Origin of the sequence: Streptomyces sp. NPDC018964 (assembly GCF_044390325.1) — a bacterium.
Taxonomy (GTDB): domain Bacteria; phylum Actinomycetota; class Actinomycetes; order Streptomycetales; family Streptomycetaceae; genus Streptomyces.
The window spans coordinates 135,714-149,371 of the sequence record NZ_JBIRYZ010000013.1 but is presented as its reverse complement, the minus strand read 5'-3'; the positions used below and the strand labels follow the sequence as shown (position 1 = coordinate 149,371).

The 13,658-nt window shown below is 72.2% G+C and carries 11 protein-coding genes; 6 read left to right on the top strand and 5 right to left on the bottom strand.

The genetic code is table 11. The annotated features are described in order from the left end of the window. Positions 1-18 precede the first annotated feature (18 nt). The 3 genes from cydB (at position 19) to ACH5AO_RS23180 (ending at position 5,742) form a co-directional block, all read left to right on the top strand. Positions 19-1,023, top strand: coding sequence for a cytochrome d ubiquinol oxidase subunit II (cydB, locus tag ACH5AO_RS23190; protein WP_398927534.1), 1,005 nt, complete (start codon positions 19-21; stop codon positions 1,021-1,023). Positions 1,024-1,036: 13 nt separating this feature from the next. Beyond that, positions 1,037-4,531, top strand: coding sequence for a thiol reductant ABC exporter subunit CydD (gene cydD / locus ACH5AO_RS23185; protein WP_398927532.1), 3,495 nt, complete (start codon positions 1,037-1,039; stop codon positions 4,529-4,531). Positions 4,532-4,683: 152 nt separating this feature from the next. Beyond that, positions 4,684-5,742 carry a M23 family metallopeptidase gene (locus ACH5AO_RS23180; RefSeq protein WP_398927530.1) on the top strand — a complete coding sequence of 353 codons (1,059 nt, stop codon included), beginning with the start codon at positions 4,684-4,686 and terminating at the stop codon, positions 5,740-5,742. A gap of 4 nt (positions 5,743-5,746) precedes the next feature. On the opposite strand, the gene ACH5AO_RS23175 is transcribed toward ACH5AO_RS23180, so the two are convergent. The 5 genes from ACH5AO_RS23175 to ACH5AO_RS23155 all read right to left on the bottom strand — a co-directional run bounded on the left by ACH5AO_RS23175 (position 5,747) and on the right by ACH5AO_RS23155 (position 10,609). Beyond that, the gene (locus tag ACH5AO_RS23175) at positions 5,747-6,634 is read right to left on the bottom strand and encodes an HAD hydrolase family protein (RefSeq protein WP_398927528.1); all 888 of its coding nucleotides are present in this window, start codon (positions 6,632-6,634) and stop codon (positions 5,747-5,749) included. Positions 6,635-6,722: 88 nt separating this feature from the next. Beyond that, positions 6,723-7,625: an LLM class flavin-dependent oxidoreductase gene (locus ACH5AO_RS23170; protein ID WP_398927526.1), complete on the bottom strand. Its 903-nt coding sequence runs from the start codon at positions 7,623-7,625 to the stop codon at positions 6,723-6,725. Positions 7,626-7,683: 58 nt separating this feature from the next. Then, positions 7,684-8,130, bottom strand: a complete 447-nt coding sequence (locus tag ACH5AO_RS23165; RefSeq protein WP_398927524.1) for a hypothetical protein — start codon at positions 8,128-8,130, stop codon at positions 7,684-7,686. Positions 8,131-8,146: 16 nt separating this feature from the next. Continuing rightward, a complete protein-coding gene (locus tag ACH5AO_RS23160; RefSeq protein WP_398927522.1) occupies positions 8,147-8,695 on the bottom strand; it encodes an RNA 2'-phosphotransferase in 549 nt (182 codons plus the stop codon). A 147-nt stretch (positions 8,696-8,842) separates the two neighbouring features. Next, positions 8,843-10,609, bottom strand: a complete 1,767-nt coding sequence (locus ACH5AO_RS23155) for an SDR family oxidoreductase (RefSeq protein ID WP_398927520.1) — start codon at positions 10,607-10,609, stop codon at positions 8,843-8,845. 219 nt (positions 10,610-10,828) lie between these two features. Between ACH5AO_RS23155 and ACH5AO_RS23150 the strand changes: the two genes are divergently transcribed. The 3 genes from ACH5AO_RS23150 to ACH5AO_RS23140 are packed head-to-tail and all read left to right on the top strand — an operon-like array spanning position 10,829 to position 13,651. Beyond that, positions 10,829-11,839, top strand: coding sequence for an ABC transporter ATP-binding protein (locus tag ACH5AO_RS23150; RefSeq protein WP_398927645.1), 1,011 nt, complete (start codon positions 10,829-10,831; stop codon positions 11,837-11,839). Continuing rightward, positions 11,829-12,743: an ABC transporter permease gene (locus tag ACH5AO_RS23145; protein ID WP_398927518.1), complete on the top strand. Its 915-nt coding sequence runs from the start codon at positions 11,829-11,831 to the stop codon at positions 12,741-12,743. The genes ACH5AO_RS23150 and ACH5AO_RS23145 overlap by 11 nt, the downstream gene beginning before the upstream one ends. Further along, positions 12,740-13,651: an ABC transporter ATP-binding protein gene (locus ACH5AO_RS23140; RefSeq protein ID WP_398927516.1), complete on the top strand. Its 912-nt coding sequence runs from the start codon at positions 12,740-12,742 to the stop codon at positions 13,649-13,651. Before ACH5AO_RS23145 ends, ACH5AO_RS23140 begins: the two co-directional genes overlap by 4 nt. Positions 13,652-13,658: the final 7 nt, after the last annotated feature.

Here is a 13,658-nt window from a genome sequence, read left to right as displayed (position 1 = left end):
CGAGGGAGCTGCACCGTCATGGAACTGCACGACGTCTGGTTCGTCCTGATCGCCGTCCTGTGGACCGGCTACTTCTTCCTGGAGGGCTTCGACTTCGGGGTCGGCGTCCTCACCAAGCTGCTCGCCCGGGACCGCGCCGAGAAGCGGGTGCTGATCAACACCATCGGCCCCGTCTGGGACGGCAACGAGGTGTGGCTGCTCACGGCCGGCGGCGCGACCTTCGCCGCCTTCCCCGAGTGGTACGCCACGCTCTTCTCCGGCTTCTACCTGCCGCTGCTGGCCATCCTGGTCTGCCTGATCATCCGCGGTGTCGCCTTCGAGTACCGGGCGAAGCGGCCGGAGGAGAACTGGCAGCGCAACTGGGAGACGGCGATCTTCTGGACCTCGCTGATCCCGGCCTTCCTGTGGGGCGTGGCCTTCGGGAACATCGTGCACGGCGTGAAGATCGACGCCGAGTTCGAGTACGTGGGGAACGTCGCGGACCTGCTCAACCCGTACGCGCTGCTGGGCGGTCTGGTCACGCTGACGCTCTTCACCTTCCACGGCACGGTGTTCACCGCACTGAAGACGGTCGGGGAGATCCGGGAACGAGCACGGAAACTGGCCCTGCGCGTGGGCCTGGTCACGGCCGTCCTGGCGTCGGCCTTCCTGCTGTGGACCCAGGCCGACCGCGGCGACGGCACCAGCCTGGTCGCGCTGGTCGTGGCGGTCGCCGCGCTGGTCGCCGCCCTGCCGGCGAACCAGGCGGGCCGTGAAGGGTGGGCGTTCGCCCTGTCCGGCGTCACCATCGTGGCCGCCGTGGCGATGCTCTTCCTGACGCTCTTCCCGAACGTCATGCCGTCCACGCTGGACGCCGACTGGAGCCTGACCGTCACCAACGCCTCCTCCAGCCCCTACACCCTGAAGATCATGACCTGGCTCGCGGTGATCGCCACACCGGTGGTGCTGCTCTACCAAGGCTGGACCTACTGGGTGTTCCGCAAGCGGATCGGTACCCAGCACATCGCCGACCCCGTGCACTGAGGGTGTGTTTCACGTGAAACCGATCGACCCGCGCCTGCTCCGGTACGCCCGCGCCACCCGTGGCTTCCTGGCGGCGGTCGTCGGCCTGGGGGCCATGGGCGCGGTGCTGGTCATCGCCCAAGCCATGCTCATCGCCGAGATCGTGGTGGGCGCGTTCCGGGACGGGCTGTCCGCCGGTGCGCTCGGCACTCCCCTGCTGCTTCTCGTCGTCGTGGCGGCCGGCCGCGGGCTGGTCGGCTGGCTGACCGAGCTGGCCGCGCACCGGGCGAGCGCCGCGGTCAAGTCGGAGCTGCGGGGGCGGCTGCTGGAGCGGGCGACGGCGCTGGGGCCGGGATGGCTGGACGGTCAGCGCACCGGATCGCTGGTCGCCCTGGCCACCCGGGGGATCGACGCCCTCGACGGCTACTTCTCGCGTTACCTCCCCCAGCTGGGACTCGCGGTGGTCGTCCCGGTGGCGGTGCTGGCACGGGTCGTCACCGAGGAATGGGTCTCGGCGGCGATCATCGTGGGCACCCTGCCGCTCATCCCGGTCTTCATGGTGCTGATCGGCTGGGCCACCCAGTCCCGGATGGACAGCCAGTGGCTGGTGCTGTCCCGGCTGTCCGGCCACTTCCTGGACGTCGTCGCCGGACTGCCGACGCTGAAGATCTTCGGACGGGCCAAGGCCCAGGCGGAGTCGATCCGCCGGATCACCGCCGAGTACCGGCGGGCGACCATGCGGACGCTGCGGATCGCCTTCATCTCCTCCTTCGCGCTGGAACTGCTCGCCACGCTCTCGGTGGCGCTGGTCGCGGTGACGATCGGCATGCGGCTCGTCCACGGCGAACTGGACCTCTACACCGGACTGATCGTCCTGATCCTGGCGCCCGAGGCCTACCTGCCGCTGCGGCAGGTCGGCGCCCAGTACCACGCGGCCGCGGAGGGACTCGGAGCGGCCGAGGAGATCTTCTCGGTACTGGAGACACCGGTGCCCGCGCCGGGGACGGCGGCGGTGCCGACGGGCGCCCTCGCCTTCGAGGACGTGACGGTCCGCTATCCGGACCGGTCCACGGACGCGGTGACGGACGTGTCCTTCACCGTCGCCCCCGGAGAGACGGTCGCACTCGTCGGACCGAGCGGCGCGGGCAAGTCGACCCTGCTGAACGTGCTGCTCGGGTTCGTCCGCCCCACCGGGGGCCGGGTGCGGATCGGGGGAGCCGACCTCGCCGGACTCGACCTCGCCGAGTGGCACGCCCGCGTCGCCTGGGTGCCGCAACGGCCGCACCTGTACGCCGGGACGATCGCCGAGAACGTACGGCTGGCCCGGCCCGACGCGGACGACGACGCCGTGCGGCGCGCCCTGCGGGACGCCGAGGCGCTGGAGTTCGTGGACGCGCTGCCCGACGGCGCCGAGACCGTGCTCGGCGAGGACGGAGCAGGGCTGTCGGCCGGGCAGCGGCAGCGGCTTGCGCTGGCCCGGGCGTTCCTCGCGGACCGGTCCGTCCTGCTGCTCGACGAGCCGACGGCGGCGCTGGACGGCGCCACCGAGGCCGATGTCGTGGCGGCGGTCCGGCGGCTGGCCGCCGGACGGACGGTGCTGCTCGTGGTGCACCGGCCGGCGCTGCTGGCCGTCGCGGACCGGGTGGTGCGGCTCGCCGAACCGGCTGCCGCGGGCGTCCACGGGGAGCCCGTACACCGGGCGGCCGACCCGGCACCGGTCGCGGAAGCCGCTTCCGCACCGGCCGGCGGGCCCGCCGAGTCCGAGGCGGACACGGTCCCGGGCGGTGTCCTCGCCCGCGTCCGTGCCCTGTCCGGCGCCCGGCGGGGGAGGATCACCCTCGCGCTGCTGCTCGGCACCCTCGCCCTGGGCAGCGCCGTCGGGCTCATGGCGACGTCCGGGTGGCTCATCTCCCGGGCCTCCCAGCAGCCGCCCGTGCTGTACCTGATGATGGCCGTGACGGCGACCCGCGCCTTCGGCATCGGCCGGGCCGTGTTCCGCTACGCCGAGCGCCTCGTGTCGCACGACGCCGTGTTGCGCATGCTGGCCGACACCCGGGTCGCGGTGTACCGGCGCCTGGAGCGGCTGGCGCCCGCCGGACTGCGCGGTGCCCGCCGGGGCGACCTGCTCTCCCGGCTGGTCTCCGACGTGGACGCGCTCCAGGACTACTGGCTGCGCTGGCTGCTGCCGGCCGGTGCGGCCGTCGCCGTCTCCGCCCTGTCCGTCGGCTTCACCGCCTGGCTGCTGCCCGAGGCGGGCGCCGTGCTCGCGGCCGGGCTGCTCGCGGCGGGCGCCGGTGTGCCCCTGCTGACCGGTGCCGTGGCCCGCCGCGCGGAACACAGGCTGGCACCAGCGCGTGGCGTCCTCGCCACCCGGGTGACCGATCTGCTCACCGGCACCGCGGAGCTGACCGTCGCCGGTGCCCTGCCCGCGCGGACCGCCGAGGCGCGCCGGGCCGACGGCACGCTCACCCGGACCGCCTCGCGCGCCGCCACCGCCACCGCGCTCGGCGACGGGCTCACCGCGCTGATCTCCGGACTGACCGTCGCGGCCGCCGCCCTCGTCGGCGTCCGGGCCGTGGCCACCGGCCGACTGGACGGTGTGGCCCTCGCCGTCGTCGTCCTCACCCCGCTGGCCGCGTTCGAGGCCGTCCTCGGGATGCCGCTCGCCGTGCAGTACCGGCAGCGGGTGCGCCGCAGCGCCGAGCGCGTGTACGAGGTCCTGGACGCCCCGGCCCCCGTGCGGGAACCGGAGGCGCCGCGGCAGGTGCCCGCGTCGCCGTTCCCGCTCGTGGTCAAGGGGCTGGCCGCCCGGCACCCCGGGCAGGACCGGGACGCGCTCGCCGGGGTGGACCTGACACTCGAGCGGGGCCGCCGCATCGCGGTGGTCGGCCCCTCCGGGTCGGGCAAGACGACCCTCGCACAGGTGCTGCTGCGGTTCCTGGACCCGGACGCGGGCTCCTACACGCTGGCCGGGGTGGACGCGTACGCCCTGGACGGCGACGACGTGCGGCGGCTGGTCGGACTGTGCGCGCAGGACGCCCACCTCTTCAACAGCTCGGTACGGGAGAATCTGCTGCTCGCCAGGAAGGACGCGACCGAGGACGAGCTGCGCGACGCTCTTTGCCGGGCCCGGCTGCTGGAGTGGGCCGACGGCCTGCCCGACGGGCTCGACACGTTCGTCGGCGAGCACGGGGCACGGCTGTCCGGAGGACAGCGGCAGCGGCTGGCGCTCGCCCGTGCGCTGCTCGCGGACTTCCCCGTGCTGGTGCTGGACGAACCCGCCGAGCACCTCGACCTGCCGGCCGCCGACGCGCTCACCGCCGACCTGCTGGCCGCCACCGAGGGGCGTACGACGCTGCTCATCACCCACCGGCTGGCCGGCCTGGAGGAGGTGGACGAGGTCGTCGTACTGGACGGGGGACGGGTGGTGCAGCGTGGTCCGTACGACGAACTCGTGGCCGTGGCAGGCCCGTTGCGGGCGATGGCGCGCAGGGAGGAACGGGCCGGACTCCTGGCGGCGGCCCGCTGACCCCGGCGTGTTCCTCCCGCGTGACGGAACGTCAAGCTTCCGGAGGGATACCGCTGTTCGGCGGTATCCCTGGTCCGTCCGGGGGCGCGTGGTCCCCCATGTGTACGACATGAACAGGACCGTGCGCCGGGGCGGGGTCCAGGATCGCAGTCATGCGCTTCACCCGCCGCCATCCGCTGCTCACCGCCGTGCTGCTGTGCGCGCTCGCCGTGCTCGCCGCCCGGCCCGCCGACGGCGACGGCGCCCACGCCCCCGGTCACGGCTCCGCGTCCGGCGTCGGCGCGGAAGTGGCGCGACTGTACGAGGAAGCGGCGGCGGCGACGGAGCAGTACGAGACCGGCCGGCGCGAGGCCGAGGAGCAGCGGGCCAGGGCGCAGCGGCTGGAGAGGCGGCTCGAGCGTGAGCGGCGGGAGACGGCCGGGCTCCACGAGGACCTGGGCCGGATCGCGAGCTCCCAGTACCGGGACGGCGGCGGGCTGCCGCTCACCGCGCACATGCTGCTCGCCGACGACCCCGAAGAGCTGATGCGCGGTCAGCGGGTGGTGCGGCAGGCGGAGGTGTCGCTCGACAAGGCGATCGGCAGGAGCGAACGGGCCGAGGCCCGGCTCGCCCGCGACGAGGCGAAGGCCGCGGCGGCGTGGAAGAGGCTGGAGAAGCGGAACACGGAACTCGCCGCCCTGCAGCAGGACATCGAGCGGAAGCTCGAAGCGGCACGGTGGAAGCTGCAGGGACAGGCGGACGCCTCCGTCGCGGCCGGCGCCTGCCGCGGCGCGGTCCGCCTCGACCAGCCGGAGACGCGGTTCACCACCCGCTGGGTGGCGCCGGTGGAGACGTACGAACTGTCCGCCTCCTACGGCAGCGGCGGCGCCCGGTGGGCGAACCGGCACACCGGGCAGGACTTCGCGGTGCCGATCGGCACGCCGGTGCGGGCCGTGGGCTCCGGGAGGGTGGTGAGGGTGTCCTGCGGGGGCGCCTTCGGTATCGCGATCGTGCTCCGGCACACGGACGGCTACTACACGCAGTACGCCCACCTCGCCGCAGTCGCCGTCGACCAGGGGGACCGGGTGTCGCCCGGGCAGTGGATCGGCCAGTCCGGCACCAGCGGCAACTCCACGGGCCCGCACCTGCACTTCGAGGTGCGGGTCACACCGGAGATGGGGTCGGCGGTGGATCCCGTGTCGTGGCTGGCACGGCGCGGGGTGTCGCTCTGAGCGGCTACGGCCGCTCGTTCAGCAGCCGCTCGATGACCACGGCCACCCCGTCGTCGTTGTTGGCGACCGTGCGGCCCGAGGCGGCGGCGATCACGTCCGGGTGGGCGTTGCCCATCGCGTAGGAGCGTCCGGCCCAGGTCAGCATCTCGACGTCGTTCGGCATGTCACCGAAGGCGACGACCTCCTCGTGCGAGATGCCCCGCTCGGCGCAGCACAGGGCGAGCGTGCTGGCCTTGGACACGTCGGGGCCGCTGATCTCCAGCAGGGCGCTGGGGCTGGAGCGCGTGACGTTGGCCCGGTCGCCGATGGCGAGCCGGGCCAGGGTCAGGAAGGCGTCGGGGTCGAGTTCGGGGTGGTAGGCGAGGATCTTGAGCACCGGCTCGCCGGCGGTGTGGGAGTCCGGAGCCAGCAGGTCCTCGGCGGGAGCGAGCGTGTCCGGGACCTCCATGTGCAGCTTCGGGTACGCCGGCTCCTGGTTGAAGCCGAAGGTCTGCTCCACGGCGTACACCGTGCCCGGCGCGGCCTCGCGCAGCAGCCGCACGGCGTCCAGCGCGTTCCTCCGGGGCAGCTCGCGCACCTTCACGAAGCGGTGCGCGCCGGGGCCGCCGTGCAGGTCGACGACGGCCGCGCCGTTGCCGCAGATGGCGAGACCGTGGCCGTGGACGTGGTCGCTGACGACGTCCATCCAGCGGGCCGGGCGGCCGGTGACGAAGAAGACCTCGACGCCCGCCTCCTCGGCGGCAGCGAGCGCGGCGACGGTGCGCGGGGACACCGACTTGTCGTCGCGCAGCAGGGTGCCGTCGAGATCGGTGGCGATGAGCCGCGGTCGAGTGGTGGTTGCCTGGGGCTCGGACTGTCGGGTCGCTGAGGTCACCCGGTCATTGTCCCGCATATGCCCGCACGGTCGTGCGAGAGTGCGCACATCTGAGTGGTTACCGCCGTCATCAGCGGTCTCTTCCCGCGCTCCGGGACGGCCGGGGTCACCGCAGCTGTGCCGGCGCCTCCATGGCGATCCGTTCGAAGATCTTCTGGTCCGCGGCGAAGTCGGAGTCGGGGATGGGCCAGTGGATCACGATCTCGGTGAATCCCAGCTCGGCGTGGCGGCCCGCGAAGTCGACGAAGGCGTCCAGGGACTCCAGCGGACGGCCCCGGTCCGGGGTGAATCCGGTGAGCAGGATCTTGTCCAGTCCGGTCACGTCCCGGCCGAGCTCGGCGCAGGCGTCGGCCAGCTTCTCCGCCTGGCCGCGAATGGCCTGAACCGACTGTTCGGGCGTGCCGTCCTCGTACAACCGGGGGTCACCCGTGGTCACCCAGGCCTGCCCGTGACGTGCCGCGAGCCGCAGTCCGCGCGGTCCGGTGGCCGCCACGGCGAACGGCAGCCGGGGTCGCTGCACGCAGCCCGGAATGTTGCGCGCCTCGTGCGCCGCGTAGAAGTCGCCCTCGTACGACACCGAGTCCTCGGTGAGCAGCCGGTCGAGCAGGGACACGAACTCGGCGAAGCGGTCGGCGCGCTCACGGGGTGTCCAGGGCTCCTGGCCGAGTGCCGTGGCGTCGAAGCCGGTGCCGCCCGCGCCGATTCCGAGCGTGACGCGTCCGCCGGAGATGTCGTCGAGGGAGATGAGCTCCTTGGCGAGGGTCACCGGGTGCCGGAAGTTCGGCGAGGTCACCAGCGTGCCCAGCCGCATCCGGTCGGTCACGGCCGCGGCGGCGGTCAGGGTGGGGACGGCACCGAACCAGGGACCGTCCCGGAAACTGCGCCAGGACAGATGGTCGTAGGTGTATCCCGCGTGGAAGCCGAGTTCCTCGGCACGCACCCACGCCGAACGGCTGCCCTCGTGCCAGCGGCGGTACGGGAGGATCACGGTGCTCAGGCGCAGACTCATGTCGCCGAGCCTATGCGGCGCCGCGGGTTTCACGTGAAACGTCCCGCGTGCACGTCCGTCACCGTACGCGTGAGCTCAGCCAGGGGGTGAGGACGATCATGGGGATGAACTCCTTGTGCGTCCGGTCTCCGGGCAGCGGCACGATCAGGAAATAGCCCGGCGGGAAACGCCGTGCCCTCACATGCGCCAGACCGTCGAAGAGGGAACGCAGGAAGGCCGGCACGTCGTCGCGGGGAATGTCGGGGCACTCCACGCCCTCGACGTCGATCAGCGCGTCGCCCTCGGGGTAGAGCCGTACGCTCACCCGGGGCAGGCCGCCGAACTCGACGCATGCCTCGTGGGGGAGGGAGCCGTCGGGATCGGTGATGACGCCCACACCCGCCGCGGTGCGGCGCGAGGTCTGATCCGCGCCGATGTCATGGGTGACCTCGATCTCACGCTCATAGGTGTCCGCGAGCACGCGGAGGGCGGTGACGGCGGCCTCGGTGCTGGGCAAGTGGTCCATACCACTGATCATGGCATCAGCGGCTGCCGGGAAAACGCAGATACCGGCTCGGCACGGCCCGGGTCAGCCACACACCGTTCGCGCTCACGTGGAAGACATGGCCGTCCCGGTGCATGGCCGCCGCGTCCACGGACAGGACGACCGGGCGGCCCCGGCGGGCGCCGACACGGGTCGCCGTCTCCCGGTCGGCGGAGAGGTGTACATCGTGCCGGTTCATGGGCCGCAGCCCCTCGGCGCGGATCGCCTCCAGGTTCCGGGCGACGGTGCCGTGGTACAGGTACGGCGGTGGGGTGGCCGGTGCCAGTCCGAGATCGACCTCGACGCTGTGGCCCTGGCTGGCGCGGATCCGGGTGCCCTCGACGGCGAAGCGCCGCTTGTCGTTGGCGGCGACGACGTGGTCCAGCTCCTCCCGGGTGAACCGGAAGCCGTGCGCGGACGCCGCCGCGATCAGCGCGTCGATCTCGACCCAGCCGCCTTCGTCGAGCGTGAGCCCGATCCTTTCGGGCTGATGGCGCAGATGCTTGGCGAGGTACTTCGACACCTTCACGGTGCGTCTTTCATCCATCCGTTCAGGGTGCCGGGAGAGACGCGCATCACGCGATCGATTTAGCTCCGGAGGTTTGATCCACAAACAAGTGCGGTTATCCACAGGGGAATTGACCTCCGCTGTGGACAACCGGCCGCACATGGACCGCCTTTGCCCGGACCGCTCTCACACCGGCGGCCTCACCCGCGCGATCCTCCGCAGCACCCCCGGCATCCACCGCGAGAGCGCGTACGCCGTCCGCGCCTCCGGGGTGACCGGCACCACCGCCTCGTCACGCACCACCGCCCGCAGGATCGCGGCGGCGACCTTCTCCGGCGGGTAACCGCGCAGCCCGTACAGGCGCGCCGCCCGTCTCCGCAGCCGCCGCTCCTCCTCGGCGTCCGCGCCCGCGAAGCGCGCGGTGGAGGTGATGGGGGTGTTCACGAACCCGGGGCACACCGCCGTCACGCCGATGTCCCGGCCCGCCAGTTCCGCCCGCAGGCACTCGCTCAGCATCAGCACGGCGGCCTTGGACGTGCCGTAGGCGGGCAGCGCCCTGGACGGCTGGAACGCGGCCGCCGAGGCGACGTTGACGATGTGGCCGCCCTGTCCGCGCTCTGCCATCCGCCGTCCGAAGAGCCGGCAGCCGTGGATCACCCCCCACAGATTGACGTCGAGGACCTCCTTCCAGTCCTCCGGGGTGGTGTCGAAGAAGGAGCCGCCCAGCCCGATGCCGGCGTTGTTCACCAGGACGTCCACCACGCCGTGCTCCGCGGTGACCCGCTCGGCGAGCTTCTCCATGGCCTGCTCGTCGGACACGTCCGCCGTCTCCGCCCAGGCCGCCGCCGCTCCGCGACCGTGGGCCTCCCCCGCGGTACGGGCCGCGGCCCGCGCGTCCCGGTCGACCGCCAGCACGCGCGCGCCCGCCTCCGCGAACGCGAGCGCGGTCGCCCGCCCGATGCCGCTGCCCGCCCCCGTGACCAGGACCAGCTGTCCGCCGAAGCGGTCGGCGTACCGGCCCGGAGCCGTCACCTCCGGCCGACCGTCCTCCACGGACGCCACGAACTCGCCGATCCACGTCGCCAGCAGGTCGGGGCGGGTGCGCGGGATCCAGTGCCGGGCCGGCAACGTCCGCCGGGTCAGCCGCGGCACCCACCGCTCCAGGTCCTCGTGGAGCCGCTCCGAGAGGAACGCGTCCCCCAGCGGCGTGATGAGCTGCACGGGCGCGTGCGCGTAGGCGTCGGCGCGCGGGCTGCGCAGCCGGGGCCGCACGTTGTCCCGGTAGAGCCAGGCCCCGTGCGCCGCGTCCGACGGCAGGGACGAGGTCGGGTAGCCGCCGCCGGCCGGCACCTTCTCGACACGCTCCAGGATCCGCGGCCAGCGCCTGCCCAGCGGACCGCGCCAGGCGAGCTCGGGCAGCACGGGCACGTGCAGCAGGTACACGTACCAGGACTTGGCGCCCTGGCCCAGCAACTGGCCGACCCGGCGCGGGGTGGGCCGCTTCAGACGGCGGCTTATCCAGTGCCCGAAGTGGTCGAGCGACGGCCCCGACATCGACGTGAAGGAGGCGATCCGACCCGCGGTGCGCCCGACCGTGACGAACTCCCAGGCCTGCACCGAACCCCAGTCGTGTCCCACCAGATGCACCGGCCGGTCCGGACTGACCGCGTCGGCGACGGCCAGGAAGTCGTCGGTCAGCTTCTCCAGGGTGAACCCGCCGCGCAGCGGACGCGGCGCCGTGGACCGGCCGTGCCCCCGGACGTCGTACGCCACGACGTGGAAACGCCCGGCGAGCCGGGACGCGACCTCGGACCACACCTCCTTGCTGTCCGGGTAGCCGTGCACCAGGACGACCACCGGCCGCCCGCGCTCACCCAGTTCGGCCACGCACAGCTCGACCCCGCCCGTACGCACCCGGCGCTCCCGCGCCCCCGCCCACACCGTCCCCGACAAGCCGTCACCCCCGCGGTCATGACTGCGCTACGTGTCCGTAACGTGACACGGCGAATCTCGCAGCCGTCCAGGACCCCGTCAAGAGCGGGCCCGTCGGCTGTGGATAACTCCCCGGAAGGAGATTCCCCTACGGGCCCGTACGCCTCCAGACGGACCCCAAGACGGCTCTCCGGTCTGACGACCGGAGTGGTGCGGGTCACTAGTGTCATGGACGTGACTGTGATCGTGACCGAAAGCCTGAGCAAGCGGTTCCCCCGGGTGACCGCTCTTGACCGGCTCTCCGTGGACGTCGGGCCCGGTGTGACCGGACTCGTCGGAGCCAATGGAGCCGGCAAGTCCACACTGATCAAGATCCTGCTGGGTCTGTCCCCCGCCACCGAGGGCCGCGCCGAGGTGCTCGGCCTCGACGTCGCCACCGAGGGCGCCGCCATCCGCGAGCGGGTCGGCTACATGCCGGAGCACGACTGCCTGCCGCCGGACGTCTCGGCCACCGAGTTCGTCGTCCACATGGCACGCATGTCCGGCCTGCCGCCCACCGCCGCGCGGGAGCGCACCGCGGACACCCTGCGCCACGTCGGCCTGTACGAGGAGCGCTACCGCCCCATCGGCGGCTACTCCACCGGCATGAAGCAGCGCGTGAAGCTCGCGCAGGCCCTCGTGCACGACCCCCAGCTGGTCTTCCTGGACGAGCCCACCAACGGCCTCGACCCGGTCGGCCGCGACGAGATGCTCGGCCTGATCCGCCGCATCCACACCGACTTCGGCATCTCGGTCCTGGTCACCTCCCACCTGCTGGGCGAACTGGAACGCACCTGCGACCACGTCGTCGTCGTCGACGGCGGCAAGCTGCTGCGCTCCAGCTCCACCACGGACTTCACCCAGACCACCACGACCCTCGCGATCGAGGTCACCGACACCGACGAGCACCCGGACGGAACCCGCGCGGTGCGCGACGCGCTCCACGCGCGCGGGGTGACCGTCGAGGACGGCAGCGGACTGCCGGGCGCCGGGCACATCCTGCTGCTCACCGCGCAGGGCGAGGACACCTACGACCTGGTCCGGGACGTCATCGCCGACCTCGGCCTCGGCCTGGTGCGCATGGAACAGCGCCGGCACCACATCTCCGAGGTCTTCACGAACAGCGACCGGAACAGCGAAGTCAACAGTGACGGCGACAACGACGGCGACAACGGCGAGCAGCGGAAGGAGGCGGTCGGCCATGGCAGCTGAGCAGTCCATGCAGGCACCAGCCACTGCATCGGGTGACACCCGTATCCACAACATCGGCTACCGCTCCTACGACGGCCCCCGCCTCGGCCGCTCCTACGCGAGGCTCTCGCTGTACTCGCAGTCCCTGCGCGGCGCCTACGGCCTCGGCCGCTCGGTGAAGTCCAAGGTGCTGCCGATGCTGCTGTTCGTGGTGATGTGCGTGCCCGCCGCCATCATGGTGGCCGTCGCCGTCGCCACCAAGGCCAAGGACCTGCCCGTCGACTACACCCGCTACGCGATCGTCATGCAGGCCGTCATCAGCCTGTACGTCGCCTCGCAGGCACCCCAGTCCGTCTCCCGCGACCTGCGCTTCAAGACCGTACCGCTGTACTTCTCGCGGCCCATCGAGACCGCCGACTACGTACGCGCCAAGTTCGCCGCGCTGGCGTCGGCCCTGTTCATCCTCACCGCCGCGCCCCTGCTGGTGCTGTACATCGGCGCCCTGCTGGCCAAGCTCGACTTCACCGACCAGACCAAGGGATTCGCGCAGGGACTCGTCTCCGTGGCACTGCTCTCGCTGCTCTTCGCCGGCATCGGCCTGGTCATCGCCTCGGTGACCCCGCGCCGCGGCTTCGGCATCGCGGCCGTCATCGCCGTCCTGACCATCACCTACGGCGCGGTCTCCACCCTCCAGGCGATCGCCGACGTCCAGAGCAGCGGCGACGCCATCGCCTGGATCGGCCTGTTCTCGCCGATCACCCTCATCGACGGCGTGCAGTCCGCCTTCCTGGGCGCGACCTCCGCCTTCCCCGGCGGGGTGGGCCCGACCAACGCCGAGGGCGTCGTCTACGTCCTGTTCACCCTCGGCCTGATCGCCGCGAGCTACGGCCTCCTGGTGCGTCGCTACAAGAAGGTGGGATTGTGACCACGCTCAGCATCGACCACGTCTCCCGCTGGTTCGGCAACGTGGTCGCCGTCAACGACATCACCATGACCGTCGGCCCCGGCGTCACCGGTCTGCTCGGCCCCAACGGCGCCGGGAAGTCCACCCTCATCAACATGATGGGCGGCTTCCTCGCCCCCTCCACCGGCACCGTCACCCTCGACGGACAGCAGGTGTGGCGCAACGAGGCCATCTACCAGCACATCGGCATCGTCCCCGAGCGCGAGGCGATGTACGACTTCCTCACCGGCCGCGAATTCGTCCTCGCCAACGCCGAACTCCATGGCCTGGGGGCCAAGGCGGCACAGAAGGCGCTCGCCACGGTCGAGATGGAGTACGCGCAGGACCGCAAGATCGCCACGTACTCCAAGGGCATGCGGCAGCGCGTGAAGATGGCGTCCGCGCTGGTCCACCAGCCGTCGCTGCTCCTCCTCGACGAGCCCTTCAACGGCATGGACCCGCGCCAGCGCATGCAGTTGATGGACCTGCTGCGGCGGATGGGCGACGAGGGCCGCACCGTGCTGTTCTCCTCCCACATCCTCGAAGAGGTCGAACAGCTCGCCTGGCACATCGAGGTCGTCGTCGCCGGCCGGCACGCGGCCAGTGGTGACTTCCGCAGGATCCGCCGCCTGATGACGGACCGCCCGCACCGCTACCTGGTGCGCTCCAGCGACGACCGCGCCCTCGCGGCCGCGCTGATCGCCGACCCGTCGACGTCCGGCATCGAGGTCGACCACGCCGAGGGCGCGCTGCGCATCCAGGCCGTCGACTTCGGCCGCTTCACCGCCCTGCTGCCGAAGGTCGCGAAGGAGCACGGCATCAGGCTGCTCACGGTCTCGCCGTCCGACGAGTCCCTCGAGTCCGTCTTCTCGTATCTCGTCGCGGCGTAGGAGGCCG

Coding starts and splice junctions, on each gene's coding strand:
- ACH5AO_RS23145 (WP_398927518.1), top strand. CDS start 11,829: ATGGCAGCTGAGCAGTCCATGCAGGCACCAGCCACTGCATCGGGTGAC.
- ACH5AO_RS23180 (WP_398927530.1), top strand. CDS start 4,684: ATGCGCTTCACCCGCCGCCATCCGCTGCTCACCGCCGTGCTGCTGTGC.
- ACH5AO_RS23160 (WP_398927522.1), bottom strand. CDS start 8,695: ATGGATGAAAGACGCACCGTGAAGGTGTCGAAGTACCTCGCCAAGCAT.
- ACH5AO_RS23175 (WP_398927528.1), bottom strand. CDS start 6,634: ATGCGGGACAATGACCGGGTGACCTCAGCGACCCGACAGTCCGAGCCC.
- cydB (WP_398927534.1), top strand. CDS start 19: ATGGAACTGCACGACGTCTGGTTCGTCCTGATCGCCGTCCTGTGGACC.
- ACH5AO_RS23170 (WP_398927526.1), bottom strand. CDS start 7,625: ATGAGTCTGCGCCTGAGCACCGTGATCCTCCCGTACCGCCGCTGGCAC.
- ACH5AO_RS23165 (WP_398927524.1), bottom strand. CDS start 8,130: ATGGACCACTTGCCCAGCACCGAGGCCGCCGTCACCGCCCTCCGCGTG.